The organism is Streptomyces sp. CA-142005 (genome assembly GCF_050942335.1).
Lineage (GTDB): Bacteria > Actinomycetota > Actinomycetes > Streptomycetales > Streptomycetaceae > Streptomyces.
Genome location: NZ_CP192078.1, coordinates 2,690,557 through 2,706,271, shown reverse-complemented (window position 1 = coordinate 2,706,271; position 15,715 = coordinate 2,690,557). Strand labels below are relative to the sequence as shown.

The window sequence follows — 15,715 nt, the reverse complement described above, 5'->3', positions numbered from 1 at the left end:
GGGGCCTTCGTCGTGGTGCGGGGCGGCTGTGCGTACCGGGCCCCGACGTCGGTCCGTGCCTCAGCCGCCGGTCAGCGGCCGGGCCGGCTGGGTGGTGCCGCGCGGCAGGCGGTGGTCGGTGTGCGACGGCTGCCCACCGGGGTGACCGGGGTGCGTTCCGAACGCGTCGTGTGCGGTCCCGGGGCCAGATGCGCCAGCCCTCTGGAGGCACGGGTCGACGCGGCCGGTTCGCGCGCCGGGGCGGGCTGCTCGGCCGGTGCGCGGGCCGGCCTGAGCACCACCGGCGTGACCGGGACGGCCGGTTCGGGCACGGGCCGGCTGCGGCGGGCGCGCCAGCGGTCGCGCAGGTCGAAGAGCGCCACCTCGGTCCTGGCGATCAGCGGCTCGAACCACGGCAGGGCGAGCAGGATCAGCAGGCCCGCGGCCCAGCCCAGCAGCACGTCGCTCAGCCAGTGCGTACCGAGGTAGACGGTGGTGAGACCGACGCCCAGCGCCGTGATCGCGGACAGCGCCGACAGCCAGCGGCGCGCTCTCGGGGTGGAGGCCAGATAGGCCAGAATGCCCCATGTCACGACCGCGTTGGCGGTGTGGCCGCTGGGGAATATATCGCCGCCCAGGCCCATCTCGTTCGAGCCGATCACGGTCGCGTAGTGCGGACCGAGGCGCCCCATGCCGAGCTTGGCGGCGCCGACCGTGATGTTCAGCAGCAGCAGCGAGGTGGCCAGGGTGAGCAGCGGGCGCAGGGTGTGCTGCCGCCAGGAGCGCCAGCCGAGCCAGGCCGCGACCATCACCGCGGTGGGGCCGCGCTGGCCGAGCACCACGTAGTAGTCGAGGAAGGCGTGGATCTGCGGCCACTGCTGGTACGGCCGGAAGAACATGACCTGCCAGTCGAGCCGGACCAGCCAGGACGTGATCACCACGGCCCACACGATCGCCAGGTAGAAAGCCAGGGTCGCGGTGAACAGAACGACCCGGTGCCGGCTCATCCTTGGCACATCGATGTGGGCCGGTCGTTCCGGCTCACGGTCGAGTCTGGCGAACACCCGGTCCAGACGCCGGGTGAGGTTTCGTTCGGTACGCACCCAATCGACGTTACAGCGAGTGAGCTGTGTTCCCGGTCGAAACAGCGGCTTTGTGATGACGATGTGATGTGGGAAACCTCTCAAGCGCGGCCCGAATTCACGGCATTCCGCAATCCTGCGAGGCGGTTCCCTTCAATTCCTTTGATCATGCCGGGCGTTGTTTATACGGCGCTTATGAATGTGTTAACCCGGTCCTGGCGTGGAATTTTCCGTGACGTCATCGGCCGGTCGCGTCGGTCACGGGGGACCGGAGCCGTTCAGCCAGAACGCCCCGTAGACCGCCGTGGCCACCGCCAACCCGGCCGTGACCAGCACCGCTCGGGACGTGCGCAGCCGGGCGAGGGCGCCGGCGAGCGGCAGCAGCACGGGGAAGGCGGGCATCAGCAGTCGCGGCTTGGAGCCGAAGTAACTTGACGCGCACAGGGCGAGAACGAGGACGACGCCCGTGTACACCAGCAGTTCGACCGGCTGGCGCTGTCGGACGCCGGTCACGTACAGCCACAGCAGCAGGGCCACTCCGATGATCAGACCGGCGCCGGCGAACGCGGACGGAATTGACGTGAACTTGTCGGCCACGAAGCGTGCGAACGCGTAGCCGCCGTCGAACCCATTGCGCCATCCGGCCTGAACGTCCAGGTATCCGAGCAATCCCTTCCCGGTCCGCCGCCCGACCCAGAGCACATAGGCGGCGGCGCCGAGCGGAGCGATCGCCATGCCGAGCGCACGGCGCCATGCGGGGGCGGGTGGGGTTGCGGGGGCTTGAGTGACTTTCGAGGGCTCGGTGTTCGGTGGGTTGTGTGAAGCGTTCTGCGCGCCTGGCGTGCGCGCGGGGGCGTGCGAGTCGTCCGATGCGCCGGGTGTGTGCGCTGGGGCGTGCCCGTTGTCGTATGCGCTGGGCGTGCGCACCGCGCTCCGCCCCCATACGAAGGAGAGCCCGCCCGCCACCCATACCGCCGCGACCACCGCCGCCCCCACCGGCCGGGTCAGCCCGGCCAGCGCCGCCAGCGTGCCCGCGGTGATCCACCGGCCGGTCAGCAGCGCGTACAGCGACCAGGCCGCCAGCGCCGTGAACAACGACTCGCTGTACGCCATCGACTGCACGATCCCGACCGGCAGCACCTCCCACAGCAGGACGGCGCAGATCCCCACCCGGGGGCCGTACACCCGGTCGGCGACGGCGAAGATCCCGCAGGCCGCGGCGAGCGAGGCGAGCAGGACGACCGCGAAACCGGAGTCCGCGTACGACAGCGGTGTGACCGCGTGCCCCAGCCGCTCCAGCCACGGCAGCAGCGGAAAGAACGCCAGATTGGAGTGGACGTCGCCGTTCGGCAGCCGCACCTCGTAGCCGTACCCCAGCTCGGCGACCCGGGTGTACCAGAGCGAGTCCCAGCGAGCGGTCAGCAGGGTGTACGCGCTCTTGCCGCGCGCGGCGCTCCACAACGCCAGCACGACCAGCCCCAGGGCGCGGACCGCCGCATAGCCCAGGAGGGCGGGGGCCGCCCGGCGCAGAAGTGGGGTGTGGGGCGGGGCCACACGCGTCTCAAGATCGGTCACGGACTCGATTATCGACGGGCCGGGCCGCGGAACCGGAACGGCCCCCGGGGCGTGGTCAAGAGGGAACGACGTGGCGTACGCCACACGGGTTCCGTCCCGTGTGTGAGAGGTCCGCCACGTGCCCCCGTGGCGAACTCGCGTACGCTGACGAGTCACCCGCGTGGGTTTGCGCGGGCCGGAGACCCCGCTCCTCTCCGGCCGTACGACAGGGAGTCCCCACCCCGTCGGTCCGCCCCGCGCGCGGCACATCTGGGAGGTACGTACATGTCCGGGACGACCACGGCTGCCGTACGGCCGCGCCGTCGGGCGGCCGGGACCGGTGCCGGGGCCAACCGCTGGGTCGTCCTCGTCGTCCTCTGCGTCAGCCTGCTGCTCGTCGCCCTCGACGCGACCGTGCTGCACGTGGCGGTCCCCGCCGTCACCGAGGACCTCAAGCCCAGTGCCATAGAACTGCTCTGGATCGTCGACGTCTATCCGCTGGTCTGCGCCTCGCTGCTGATCCTCTTCGGCACCCTCGGCGACCGGGTCGGCCGCAGACGCGTCCTGCTGCTCGGCTACGGCCTGTTCGGCGTCGCCTCCGCCGTGGCCGCCCTCGCGCAGACCGCCGAGACGCTGATCCTCGCCCGCGCGCTGCTCGGCGTCGGCGGCGCCATGATCATGCCGGCGACCCTGTCGATCCTGCGTCAGGTCTTCCCCGACCGGCGCGAGCGCGCGCTCGCGATCGGCATCTGGAGCGCGGTGGCCGCCGTCGGCGCGGCCGTCGGCCCGCTGCTCGGCGGCTTCCTGCTGGAGCACTTCTGGTGGGGTGCGGTCTTCCTCGTCAACATCCCGCTGATGCTGGTCAGCCTGCCGGTCGGCCGGATCCTGCTGCCCGAATCGCGTGGTGACGGCAGCGGTCCCTGGGATGTCGTCGGCGCCCTGACGGCGGCCGGCGGTCTCTTCGGCGTCGTCCTCGGCGTGAAGCGGCTGGGCGGCGGCGAGGCACCGGCGAGCCCCTTCACCCTGCTGCCGCTGCTGGCCGGCGCGGCCCTGCTCTTCTTCTTCGTACGACGGCAGCGCAGGCTCGCCCATCCGCTGGTGGACCTGCGGATGTTCCGCCGGCCCGCGTTCAGCACCTCGGTCGGCTGCATCGTGCTGGCGATGCTCGCGCTCGTCGGCCTGGAGCTGATCGCCGCCCAGTATCTGCAACTGGTGCTCGGGCTCTCCCCGCTGCAGACCGGTCTGAGGCTGCTGCCCCTGACCGTCGCGGCGATGGCGGCAGGCCTGGCGGGCGCGCGGATGCTGCGCCGCTTCGGGCCGCGCCGGATGGTCTGCTTCGGCTTCTGCCTCACCGCCGCCGCGGTCCTGGCGCTCACCGCGATGGGCGGCACGGACAACGCACCGCTGCTGCTCTCCGGTTTCGTCCTGCTCGGCTTCGGTCTGGAGACCACGCTCTTCGGGGCGTACGAGTCGATGCTCAACGAGTGCCCGGCCGACCAGGCCGGCGGCGCGGCCGCGATCGGCGAGACGTCGTACCAGCTCGGCGCCGGCATCGGCATCGCGCTGCTCGGCAGCGTGATGAACGCGGCCTACGCGCCGCATCTGCGTGCGGTGCGGGGCGTCCCCCGGGACGCCTCCGACGCGGCCGGTCACTCGCTCGGCGAGGCCTACGACGTCGCCGGCCGGCTGGGCGGAGCCACCGGGGCGGCGCTGCGCCGGGTCGCCCGGGACTCCTTCGTGCACGGGCTGCACGTGACGCTGCTGGTGAGCGCGGGGCTGTTGCTGCTGGGCGCGGTGATGGCGCTGCGGCTGCCGCGGGTCATGCAGTGCGCGGAACCCGAGACGGCGGTGGAGGCGGTGGAGCTGCCCGCACAGCGGGAAGTGGCGGAGCCCCGCGTCTCGGCCTGACGCGCCCGGCGTACTGGACGTGCGGGACACCGCGCCGTAACGTCGGCGGCACCCATGTGATTAGCAGTGCTAGTTTTCTGTGTGCCGGAGGGTGCCTCATGTCCGCGTCCGCGAAGTTGCCCCCGTTCGACCCCGCCGACCCGCTCGGCCTCGACGACCTGCTGGAACCGGAGGACCTGGCCGTGCGGGACACCGTGCGGTCCTGGGCGGCCGACCGGGTGCTGCCGTACGTCGCCGAGTGGTACGAGCAGGGGGAGCTGCCCGGCATCCGCGAGCTCGCGAAGGAGCTCGGCGGGATCGGGGCGCTCGGGATGTCGCTCAGCGGCTACGGGTGCGCGGGGGCCAGTGCCGTGCAGTACGGGCTCGCCTGCCTGGAGCTGGAGGCCGCCGACTCCGGCATCCGGTCCCTCGTCTCCGTGCAGGGCTCCCTCGCCATGTACGCGATCCACCGGTTCGGCAGCGAGGAACAGAAGCTCCAGTGGCTGCCCCGCATGGCGGCCGGCGAGGTCATCGGCTGCTTCGGCCTGACCGAGCCCGACCACGGCTCCGACCCCGCCTCCATGAGCACCCACGCCAAGCGCGACGGCGACGACTGGGTTCTGAACGGCCGCAAGATGTGGATCACCAACGGGTCGGTCGCCGGGGTGGCCGTCGTCTGGGCGCAGACCGAGGACGGCATCCGCGGCTTCGTCGTGCCCACCGACACCCCCGGCTTCTCGGCACCGGAGATCAAGCACAAGTGGTCCCTGCGCGCCTCCGTCACCAGCGAATTGGTGATGGACGACGTACGGCTGCCCGCTACGGCCGTACTACCCGAGGTCACCGGACTGCGCGGACCGCTCAGCTGTTTGTCGCACGCCCGGTACGGCATCGTCTGGGGTGCGATGGGCGCGGCGCGCAGCAGCTTCGAGGCGGCCCTCGACTACGCGCGGACGCGGGAGCAGTTCGGCCGGCCCATCGGCGGCTTCCAGCTCACCCAGGCCAAGCTCGCCGACATGGCGGTGGAACTGCACAAGGGGATCCTGCTCGCCCACCATCTGGGGCGGCGGATGGACGCCGGCCGCCTGCGTCCCGAGCAGGTCAGCTTCGGCAAGCTCAACAACGTCCGCGAGGCCATCGAGATCTGCCGTACGGCGCGGACGATCCTCGGTGCCAACGGGATCTCCCTCGAATACCCCGTGATGCGGCACGCGACCAACCTCGAATCGGTGCTCACCTACGAGGGCACCGTCGAGATGCACCAGCTCGTGCTGGGCAAGGCGCTCACCGGGCTCGACGCCTTCCGGTGAGGCCCGGGGCGGGCAGGGCCGGCGGGCGGCCCTGCCTCAGCTCTGGTTGAAGAAGCCGTCCTCGCGGTGGGCGGACGCCTCGCCGCTGATGATCTGGGTGTCGGCCGGCGTGAGCAGGAACACCCGGTTGGACACGCGGTCGATCGAACCGCGCAGCCCGAAGATGAGCCCCGCCGCGAAGTCCACGACGCGCTTGGCGTCGCCGGGCTCCATGTTGGTGAGGTTCATGATGACCGGGACACCGTCCCGGAACAGCTCGCCGATGACACGGGCGTCCCGGAAGCTGTCCGGGGTGACCGTGCCGATCCGGCGGCCCTTCTCCTCGGCCGTGTCCGAGGCCACCTTCACCCGGGGGTCGGTGACCCAGGCGTCCCCGGATTCGGAGCCCTCGGAGTACTCGTCGTCGTAGTAACGCTCGTCATCGTTGTCGTCGACGAGGCCGAGCCACGCACTCGCCTTGCGTACCGATCCCATGGACGCCTCCTCTCACAGCGGTCTCTTTCTGCTTTCCGCGTCCCTATGGTCATCCATGATGCGGACGGCGCGCCAAGTGGATAGACGCCGCGCGGGGGGTTTGTGACGGTACTGGTGCACAGCCGATCCGTCGAGAGTCCTTGTGCCCCAAGGGTCGCGACACATACGGCTGCTGACTGAGAGTGAAATATGATTGTCTGCGGCGGATGGGTGATCATCGGTGCGTACGGGTGAATGTCAACGTCGTACCACACCACGGGGGATCGTCGTGTTCGGAATCGTCAGACCGTGCTCTCATCGACTCGGCGAGAGTCTCAAGGCCGAGTGGATGGCGCACTTGTGCGGACTCTGCCTCGCCCTGCGCCGCGATCACGGGCAACTCGCGCGGATCGTGACGAACTATGACGGACTTCTCATATCGGTCCTGACGGAGGCTCAGACGGGCCGGACCGCCGACGGCCGCCGTACGGCCGGGCCGTGCGCGCTGCGCGGGATGCGCACCGCCTCCGTCGCCCAGGGCGAGGGCGCCCGGCTCGCCGCCGCCGTCTCGCTGGTGCTCGCCGCGGCGAAGGTGCGCGACCACGTCGCCGACCGGGACGGGCTGCTGGCCCGCAGGCCCCTGGCCGCCGCCGCGCGCCGGGTCGCCGCGGGCTGGGGCAGGGCCGGCGCCCACAGCGGCGCAGCGGTCGGCTTCGACACCGGCGTCCTGGTCGAGGCCGTCGACCGGCAGCTCGGCCTGGAGACCCTCGCCGGCCACGGCACCCCGATCCTGACGGTCACCGAGCCGACCGAGACCGCGACCGCCGCCGCCTTCGCCCACACCGCGGCGCTGGCCGGACGGCCGGGCAACGCGACCGTGCTCGCGGAGGCGGGCCGGCTCTTCGGCCGGCTCGCGCATCTGCTGGACGCCGTGGAGGACCAGGAGGCCGACGCCGCGGCGGGCGCCTGGAACCCGCTCACCGCCACGGGCACCTCCCGGACCGAGGCCCGCCGGCTCGCCGACGACGCCCTGCACGGCATCCGGCTCGCCCTGCGGGAGGCCGAGTTCGCCGACGGCAGGCTGGTCCATCTGCTGCTCGTGCACGAGCTGGAGCGCTCCGTGGACCGCGCGTTCGGCACGCGCGCGTGCGGACACGCCCCCGAGGCCTCGTTCGGACCTCCGCCCGGTCACCACGCGCCGAACGCGCCCGGCCATCCGTACGGCAACCCCTTCGGCGGGCAGCCGCAGCACCCGGACAAGCGGGGCTTCTGGGCCGGCTGCGCGGCCGCCCTCGGCCTGTGCTGCACCTGCAAGGTGTGCTGCGCCGACGAGTTCGAGGGCCCCTGGTCGCGGAAGAAGCGCGAGGGCTGCTGCGCCAACTGCGACTGCGACGGGTCGTGCTGCGAGGCCTGCCAGTGCTGCGAGTGCTGTGAGTGCTGCTCGTGCTGTGACTGCGGGCTGTGACCGTCCCGCTCAGTTCTTCAGCTCCGGCGGGCTGATCCGCGACCTGGCGATGGCCGAGCCCGTCGTGCCCCACTTCCTGAGGATCTTCTCGTACGTGCCGTCGGCCAGCAGCCTGTTCACCGCGGCCTGGAAGGCGGGCGCCAGCCTGGTGCCCTTCTTGAAGGCGAAGCCCACGTCCAGGCGGTGGTACTCGCCCAGGAACCTCAGGCCCGGCTGGTGGGCCACGGCGTAGCGCAGGCCGTTGATGGTGGACATCACCACGTCGCTGCGGCCCTGCTGCACCGAGGACCAGATCGCGCTGGGCTCGGAGTACGTCTGCACCTGGTACGGCTTCCTGCCCGCGTCGGTGCACACGTGCTTGTTCTCCTCCAGCGTGGCCTCGAAGGTCGTGCCGGCGCCGGTCGCCACGTTCAGCCCGCACAGCTGCCTCAGGTCGGTGATCCTCGTCAGCTTGCTGTCCTTGCGGGTGGCGAAGCCCTGGCCGTCGTTGATGTAGGTGACGAAGTCGACGGTCCTGCGGCGCTCGTCGGTGACGCCGAAGTTGGACGCGCCGAAGTCGTACTTGCCGCTCTCCAGCGCGGGCAGGATCGCCTCGAAGCTCGCCTGCTCCACCTTCAGCCGGATGCCGAGCACCTTGGCGACCGCCTTGGTGAAGTCGACGTCCTGGCCGGTCAGCGTTCTGCCGTCGGAGAGATACGTAGTGCCGGGCGGGGTGCCGCCGACGCTGATCGCGACGGTGAGGCGGGTGGTGCCGGCGGGCAGCAACCCGGCCGCCGCCGCGTCCTTCTTCTCCGTGGACACGACGTCCGTGGTGGGCACGTCGCCGGACTTCGCCGCCACCGCGGAGGCGTCCGTGCCGCCCGAGCCGGAGCCGCAGGCGGTGAGGAGCAGGGTGGCGGAAACAATGCTGACAAAAGGTGCAAAAAGCCGCGTGCGCATCGGTAGCGGTCTCCTGGGGTCAGACGGGGGTGCAGAGCGCGAGGGGAGGGGTGCGCGTGTGAAGGCGAGGAAAAGAGGAAGAGGGAGAACGCGAGGGCGCCCGCCCGGAGGGCAGGCGCAGGCAGGGGGTCAGCTCAACAGGAAGAGGACCACACGCGACCGAAGTCGATGTGGGAGCGGGTGACCAGCCACTGCTGTGGATGCATGGGCCAAGTGGAACAGGCATCCGGTTCCGCGTCAACTGACTTGAGACGTACGGCTCACAGTTCGGACAGCCTTGACAGCGGAGGCGAACGCCCACGTACTCTCGGTGGACGGCCCTGCTGAGGGGCTCGGCCGTACCCGCGCCGCACGGCGCGTCCGTGTGAAGGCACCACCCGTGTTCTGACGTCTCTTCGCGTCACGGAGCCTTCGCATGTCATCCGACACCCTCGCCAAAACCCCCACCCCATCGGGGATTCCCGAACCCGCGGACGCCCCGCGGATCGTCCCGCAGCGCCGCTACGGCCAGTGGACGGCGGCCGTCGTCGTCCTCGTGCTGCTCGGGTTCGCCGTCACCTCCGTCCTGCGCAACAAGGCGTTCCAATGGGACGTCGTCGCCGACTACTTCACCTCCGGCTCCGTCCTGCGCGGCCTCTGGCTCACCCTGTGGCTGACCGCGGTCGTCATGGTCCTCGGCTTCGCCCTCGGCACCCTGCTCGCCGCGTTCCGGCTCTCCGTCAACCCCGTGCTGCGCGCGGTCGGCTGGGGCTATGTGTGGCTGTTCCGGTCGATCCCGATCCTGGTGCAGCTGCTGCTGTGGTTCAACATCGGGGCGCTGTACCCGCAGGTCTTCGGTGTGAAGACCGTCAACCTGCTCACCCCGGTCGCCGTCGCGATCGTCGGACTCACCCTGCACGAGGCCGCCTTCGCCGCCGAGGTCGTCCGGGCCGGCATCCTCTCCGTCGACCGCGGGCAGATCGAGGCCGCCCAGGCACTGGGCCTGAGCCGGTCGCGGCGCTGGTGGCGGATCGTGCTGCCGCAGGCCATGCGCTCCATCGTGCCGCCCGCCGGCAACATGCTCATCGGCACCCTCAAGGGCACCTCGATCGTCAGCGTCCTCGCCGTCAACGACCTGCTGTTCTCCGCCCAGTTGATCTACCACCGCACCTACCAGGTCATCCCGCTGCTGATGGTCGCGACCCTCTGGTACGCGGTCGTCACCTCGGCACTCGGCCTCGGCCAGCACTACATCGAGAAGTACTACGCGCGCGGCACGGAGCACGCCCGATGAGGCCGCAGCTGGTGATCGTGGGAGCCGGGCCGCGGGGGACCGGACTGCTGGAGCGCATCGCCGCCAACGCCCCCGAGCTGTACGCCGGCCGCGGCCTCGACATCCATCTGGTCGACCCGCATCCGCCCGGCGGCGGTCGCATCTGGCGCCAGGCGCAGTCACCGCTGCTGTGGATGAACTCGCACGCCGAGGACGTCACCATGTTCACCGACGAGACGGTGACCATGGAAGGACCGGTGCACGAGGGCCCCACCCTGCACGAGTGGGCCGGCCTCGACGGCGGCACCTTCGCCGACCGGCAGCTCCAGGGCCGCTATCTGCGCTGGGTGTACGAGCGCGCCCGGGCCGAGCTGCCCGAGGGCATCACCGTTCGGCACCATCCCCGGCGTGCCGTGCGGATCGGCGGTCCACGCGAGGGCCGCCAGCAGGTGTGGCTGGAGGGCGACCCGCGTCCCCTCCCCGCCGACCTGGTGATCCTCGCGATCGGCCACCTGGACGCCCGACTGGACGCCGAACAAGGCGAGTTGGCCGCGTACGCACACGAGCACGGCCTGGTGCACCTGCCGCCCGACTTCACCGCCGACAGCGACCTGTCCCCGCTGAAGCCCGGCGAACCCGTCCTCGTGCGCGGCTTCGGGCTGGCCTTCGTCGACCTGATGGTGCTGCTCACCGAGGGACGCGGCGGACGGTACGAGGGCGACACCTACGTTCCCTCGGGGCGGGAGCCGGTGCTCTTCGTCGGCTCCCGGCGCGGAGTGCCGTACCACGCGAAGATCGGCTACGACTGGACCGGCGACCGGCCCCCGCTGCCCCGCTTCCTCGGCCCGGCCCAGGTCGAGGCCCTGCGGGCGCGTCCCGGCGGCCTCGACTTCCGGCGCGATGTGTGGCCGCTGGTGGAGAAGGAGCTGGGCTTCGCCCACTACCACCGCCTCTTCACCGCCCACGCCGAGCGTACGGCGACGGCCTGGACCGACTTCGAGGAGAAGTACGCGGCCGCGAGCGACGTCGCCGAGGTCCGGGCGCTGGTCGCCGCCGCCGTGCCGGATCCGGCCGACCGGCTCGACCTCGCCGCGCTCGACCATCCGCTGGACGGGGTGCGCTACGCCTCGCACGAGGACTTCCAGGAGGGCCTGCGGGAGTATGTCGAGGCGGACCTGAACCGCCGGCACGACGCCTCGCACAGCGCGGACCTGGGCGTCTTCCTCGGGCTGCTCTCCGTCTACGGGCAGCTCGTCCGCCTCGGGAACATCGGCCCCTGGTGGCACGGCTTCTTCAGCTACCTGGCGTCCGGGCCGCCCGGACCCCGGCTGCGGCAGATGCTCGCACTGTCCCGGGCCGGCCTGCTCAGGTTCGTCGGCGCCGACATGACCGTCACCGCAGAGGACGGGGTGTTCCGGGCCACGAGTCCCACCGTGCCGGGCTTCTGCGTCGAGGCCCGGGCGCTGGTCGAGGCCCGGCTGCCGGAGCCCACCGTCGGACGGGCCCGCGACCGCCTGCTGCGCGCACTGCACACCGACGGCGCCGCCGAGACCCCCGACGGACTGCTCCGGGTCGACCCCGGCGACGGCCGGATCCTCGATCGCGCCGGGCGTCCGCATCCCCGGCGCTTCGCGCTCGGCCCGTACACCGACGCCCGCACCCCCGGCGCCTTCACCCGGCCGCGCACCGGAGGGGCCGCGTTCCGGCAGAACGACGCCACCGCCCGGGCGGCGCTGGCCTTCCTGAGCACCTCACTCGAAAGGGAACTCGCGCGATGAGCGTCATGGTCGACATCAGGTCGGTGCACAAGAGCTTCGGCCCGCTCGCCGTCCTCAAGGGCGTCGATCTCCAGGTGCGCGCCGGCGAGGTGACGGTCGTGCTCGGCCCCTCCGGCTCCGGCAAGTCCACGCTGCTGCGCACCATCAACCATCTGGAGAAGGCGGACCGGGGCGAGATCAGCGTCGACGGCTCGCTGATGGGGTACCGGCGCGCCGGGGACAAGCTGCACGAGCTGCCCGAGCGCGAGGTGCTCAGGCAGCGCACCCGGATCGGGTTCGTCTTCCAGAACTTCCACCTCTTCCCCCACCTCACGGTCCTCGACAACGTCGTCGAGGCCCCGGTGTCCGCGCTGAAACGCCCCCGGAAGGAGGCGGTCGAGAGTGCGCGCCGGCTGCTGGAGCGGGTGGGGCTCGGCGACAAGGCCGACGCGTACCCACGGCAGCTGTCCGGCGGGCAGCAGCAACGGGTGGCCATCGCACGGGCACTCGCGCTGGAGCCCAGGCTGCTGCTGTTCGACGAGCCGACCTCGGCGCTCGATCCCGAGCTGGTCGGCGAGGTCCTCGACGTCATCCGGGACCTGGCGGCCCAGGGCACCACGATGATCGTCGTCACGCACGAGATCGCCTTCGCCCGTGAGGTCGCCGACACGGTGGTGTTCATGGCCGACGGCAGGATCGTCGAACAGGGGCCGCCGGCCGAGGTGCTGGACCGGCCCCGGCACGAACGGACCCGGGCGTTCCTGGCGAAGGTGCTGTGAGACATGGGCGCCTCGTACGGCCGTGGGCCGCTGCACCTCGCCGCCGCCGTCGATCTGCCGGACTGTCCCGGTGCCGAACCGTACGTCGAACTGGTCCGGCTGGCCGAGCGCGGAGGGCTGGACTTCGTGACGCTGGACGACTCCTTCGCCCGGCCCGGACCCGATGCGCTCGCCGTGCTGGCCCGGGCGGCGCCCGCGACCCGGCGTATCGGCCTGGTCCCGACCGTCACCACCACCCACACCGAGCCCTTCCGGGTGCAGGCGGCGGTGGCGACGCTGGACTGGGTCAGCCGCGGGCGGGCCGGCTGGCGGATCGACGTGTCCGCCGGTGAGGACGAGGCCCGGCTCTTCGGCCGCCGGACCGCGGCGCCCGTCCGGGAGCTGTGGCAGGAAGCGGGCGAAGTCGCCGAGGTGGCGGCGAAGTTGTGGGACAGCTGGGAGGACGGCGCCGAGATCCGGGACCTGCCGACCGGCCGCTTCCTGGACCGGGACAAGCTGCACCACGTCGACTACACCGGCACCGCCTTCTCGGTCCGGGGCCCCTCGACCGTGCCCCGGCCACCGCAGGGCCACCCCGTCCGCCTGGTCGACGCCACCGAGCGCCAGGCCCGTACCGTCGCCGCCCGGTACGCCGACGTGGCCCTGGTCCGCGCCGCGACCCCGGCGCAGGCCACCGCCGTACGCGACGAACTGCGCGCTCGCGCGGCCGAGTCGGGGCGCGACCCGGACACCCTGCGGGTCCTGGTGAGCCTGCTGGTCGACCTCGGCGACGGGGAGCACGCGGCCGAGCCCGGACACGGGGGCGGAGGCCCGCGGGCGACCGGGCGGGGCCCGCTGTACCGGGGCGGCCCGGTCGACCTGGCCGAACTGGTCGCCGGCTGGCACGCCGACGGTGTCACCGACGGCTTCCACCTCGTGCCCGTCGAGCCACGCCGTGACCTGGAGCGGCTGGTCAACGGCACGGTGGCGCTGCTCCAGCACCGCGGCCTGTTCCGCACCTTCTACCCGGGCAGCACCCTGCGCGAGCACCTGCGCCTGGCCCGGCCCGCCAACCAGTACGCCGTGACCACGGAGAACACCGTGACCGGGAGGAGCGTCATGACCGGGGGAACGTCATGACCGCACGACCGCGGATGCATCTGGCGGTCCGGTTCCCGGCGGCCGAGGACACCGCGGTCTGGGCCGCTCCCCGCGCCGGCTCGCGGATCGCCTTCCCCGCCTGCGAACACCTCGCCCGCACCGCCGAACGCGGGCGGTTCGACTTCCTGCTGCTCGACGAGGGGCTGCGGCTGCCCGAGCACCGGGGGCGGCCGCACGACCTGGACCCGGTGGGATGGCCCGAGCCGGTCACCCTACTGAACGCCCTCGCCGCAGGCACCACATGGCTCGGGCTCGCCGCCACGGCGGACACCGCCTTCGGTGAGCCGTACGAACTCGCCCGCAGAATCGGCACGCTGGACCACCTGAGCGGGGGCCGGGCGGCCTGGCGGGTGGCGGCCACGCCGGACGCCGCCGGGAACTTCCGCCCCGGCGCCCCCCCCGGAGCGCGCCCCCCACTCCACGAGGACCGCCGAGTTCGTCACCGTGGCGAAGCTGCTGTGGGACTCCTGGACACCCGACGGGACGCCCCGGCCGTTCACGCACCGGGGCCGGCACTTCGACCTCGCCGGCGCGTTCGGGCCGCCGCGTTCACCGCAGGGGCGGCCCGTGGTGATCCAGGGCGACGAGTCCGAGGAGGCACGGGAGCTGGCCGCGGCCACGGCCGATGTGCTCCTCACCCGGCACGGCTCGTGGGAGACGGCCCGCGCCCGCCGTGCCGAGGTCCGGCGGCGGCTCGCGGCCCACGGCCGTGCGCCACAGGACCTGAGGATCATGCCCGCTGTCACCGTCGTCCTCGGGGACACCGCCGCCGAGGCGCACGAGCGGGCCGCCGGAATCAGACGGCGACGGGTCACCCCGCAGTACGCGCGGTACGTGCTGGAGCGGCTCTGGGGCGTGGACCTCTCCGGCCACGACCCCGACGGCCCGCTGCCCGGGATCGCTCCTCGGAGCGGGGACGCCGAAACCCTGGCACGCGTCGGGAGATGGCGGGCGCTGGCGGAGGCGAAGCGACTCTCCAGCCGGGAGACCGTGATCGAGGCGAGCGGCGGGCCGTCCTTCGTCGGCACGCCCGACTCGGTCGCCGCCGACCTCGACGCCCATGTCCGCGCGGGAACGGCCGACGGTTTCGCTCTCGCGGCCGACGGACTGGAGGAGTTCGTGGACCGGGTGGTGCCGCTGCTCCAGGAACGCGGCGTGTTCCGTACGGAATACCAGGGCACCACTCTCCGCTCCCATCTCGGGCTGGATCACCCGGTACGGGAAGCCCGACCGCAGATGACGCAGACGAAGGGAAAGACGGCATGACGACGGACGCAGCCGATGCGTGGAAGCAGTGGCACGAGCAGCGGGTCGAGAGGGTCTCCGAGCCCTACGGCCCGCTCGCGCTGACCGCCACGCACTGGGTCGAGGACTTTCCGGACGGGCGAATTCCGGCCATTCCCGGGACCTGGGTGGCCGATGGGGAAGGCGTGGTGCTCACCGCCGCCGAGGCCGACGGCCTGAGCGTGGACGGACGACCGTTCGCGGGTGAGGTCCGGCTCGCCGCCGACCGCGGGCCGGCGGCCGAGGCGCGCGTCGCGCTGGGGGAGAAGCGGCTGGTCGTGCTGGTGCGCGAGGGTGTGTGGGGGGTGCGGGTGTACGACCCCGGGTCCGCTGCCCGCCGCGCCTTCGACGGCATCGAGGCCACCCCGTACGACGCCCGCTGGTCGGTCCCGGGGCGGTTCACGCCGTACGACGACACCCGCACCGTGCGGGTCGGCAACGCGGACGGGCGCGAGCGGGGGCTCGCCCTCGCCGGTGAGCTGGCCTTCACCCTGGACGGGCGGGAGCTGACGCTGCGGGTCGCACAGCAGGGCGACGGGCAGCTGTGGGCGGTGTTCGCCGACGCCACCAGCGGCGACACCAGCTTCCGGTTCCGTTTCCTCCACCCGGCCCCGCCGGACGCCGAGGGGCGTACGACCGTCGACTTCAACCGCGCCCAACTCCCGCCGTGCGCCTTCGCCGACCACTTCATCTGCCCGTTCCCGCCGCCCGGCAACCGACTGGACGTGGCGATCGAGGCGGGGGAGCGTGCGGTGAGCTGACGTCGGCGTGCGCTGATCGGACGTCAGGGGACCACCGGGCAAAGGTGGTTTAAAAGCCAACGGCCGAAAGGCA

At 72.1% G+C, this 15,715-nt stretch carries 11 protein-coding genes and 2 pseudogenes; 9 read left to right on the top strand and 4 right to left on the bottom strand.

The annotated features are described in order from the left end of the window. Positions 1-60: 60 nt before the first annotated feature. A pseudogene (locus ACQPXS_RS12915) lies at positions 61-1,082 on the bottom strand (phosphatase PAP2 family protein). Between the two features lie 237 nt (positions 1,083-1,319). Further along, positions 1,320-2,636: a mannosyltransferase family protein gene (locus ACQPXS_RS12910; protein ID WP_433449322.1), complete on the bottom strand. Its 1,317-nt coding sequence runs from the start codon at positions 2,634-2,636 to the stop codon at positions 1,320-1,322. A 264-nt stretch (positions 2,637-2,900) separates the two neighbouring features. Between ACQPXS_RS12910 and ACQPXS_RS12905 the strand changes: the two genes are divergently transcribed. Then, positions 2,901-4,523 carry an MFS transporter gene (locus ACQPXS_RS12905; RefSeq protein ID WP_433449321.1) on the top strand — a complete coding sequence of 541 codons (1,623 nt, stop codon included), beginning with the start codon at positions 2,901-2,903 and terminating at the stop codon, positions 4,521-4,523. 98 nt (positions 4,524-4,621) lie between these two features. Next, a complete protein-coding gene (locus tag ACQPXS_RS12900) occupies positions 4,622-5,812 on the top strand; it encodes an acyl-CoA dehydrogenase family protein (RefSeq protein WP_433449320.1) in 1,191 nt (396 codons plus the stop codon). A gap of 36 nt (positions 5,813-5,848) precedes the next feature. Here the strand turns inward: ACQPXS_RS12900 and ACQPXS_RS12895 are convergent, their stop codons facing one another. After that, positions 5,849-6,286: a cell division protein SepF gene (locus ACQPXS_RS12895; RefSeq protein ID WP_365334263.1), complete on the bottom strand. Its 438-nt coding sequence runs from the start codon at positions 6,284-6,286 to the stop codon at positions 5,849-5,851. 268 nt (positions 6,287-6,554) lie between these two features. Between ACQPXS_RS12895 and ACQPXS_RS12890 the strand changes: the two genes are divergently transcribed. Beyond that, on the top strand, positions 6,555-7,730 hold the full coding sequence (locus tag ACQPXS_RS12890) for a DUF5685 family protein (RefSeq protein WP_433449319.1): 1,176 nt from the start codon (positions 6,555-6,557) through the stop codon (positions 7,728-7,730). Positions 7,731-7,739: 9 nt separating this feature from the next. On the opposite strand, the gene ACQPXS_RS12885 is transcribed toward ACQPXS_RS12890, so the two are convergent. Beyond that, a complete protein-coding gene (locus ACQPXS_RS12885; RefSeq protein ID WP_433449318.1) occupies positions 7,740-8,669 on the bottom strand; it encodes a transporter substrate-binding domain-containing protein in 930 nt (309 codons plus the stop codon). 415 nt (positions 8,670-9,084) lie between these two features. On the opposite strand from ACQPXS_RS12885, the gene ACQPXS_RS12880 reads away from it, so the two are divergent. The 6 genes and pseudogenes from ACQPXS_RS12880 (at position 9,085) to ACQPXS_RS12855 (ending at position 15,642) form a co-directional block, all read left to right on the top strand. Beyond that, positions 9,085-9,942 carry an amino acid ABC transporter permease gene (locus ACQPXS_RS12880; RefSeq protein WP_433449317.1) on the top strand — a complete coding sequence of 286 codons (858 nt, stop codon included), beginning with the start codon at positions 9,085-9,087 and terminating at the stop codon, positions 9,940-9,942. Continuing rightward, positions 9,939-11,699, top strand: coding sequence for an FAD/NAD(P)-binding protein (locus ACQPXS_RS12875; protein ID WP_433449316.1), 1,761 nt, complete (start codon positions 9,939-9,941; stop codon positions 11,697-11,699). Before ACQPXS_RS12880 ends, ACQPXS_RS12875 begins: the two co-directional genes overlap by 4 nt. After that, entirely contained in the window at positions 11,696-12,457 is a 762-nt protein-coding gene (locus ACQPXS_RS12870) for an amino acid ABC transporter ATP-binding protein (RefSeq protein ID WP_433449315.1), read from the top strand. The genes ACQPXS_RS12875 and ACQPXS_RS12870 overlap by 4 nt, the downstream gene beginning before the upstream one ends. A gap of 3 nt (positions 12,458-12,460) precedes the next feature. After that, the gene (locus ACQPXS_RS12865) at positions 12,461-13,576 is read left to right on the top strand and encodes an LLM class flavin-dependent oxidoreductase (RefSeq protein WP_433449314.1); all 1,116 of its coding nucleotides are present in this window, start codon (positions 12,461-12,463) and stop codon (positions 13,574-13,576) included. Then, positions 13,573-14,863, top strand: a pseudogene (locus tag ACQPXS_RS12860) (NtaA/DmoA family FMN-dependent monooxygenase). Before ACQPXS_RS12865 ends, ACQPXS_RS12860 begins: the two are co-directional and overlap by 4 nt. Continuing rightward, positions 14,860-15,642 carry a DUF1684 domain-containing protein gene (locus ACQPXS_RS12855; protein WP_433449313.1) on the top strand — a complete coding sequence of 261 codons (783 nt, stop codon included), beginning with the start codon at positions 14,860-14,862 and terminating at the stop codon, positions 15,640-15,642. Before ACQPXS_RS12860 ends, ACQPXS_RS12855 begins: the two are co-directional and overlap by 4 nt. Positions 15,643-15,715: the final 73 nt, after the last annotated feature.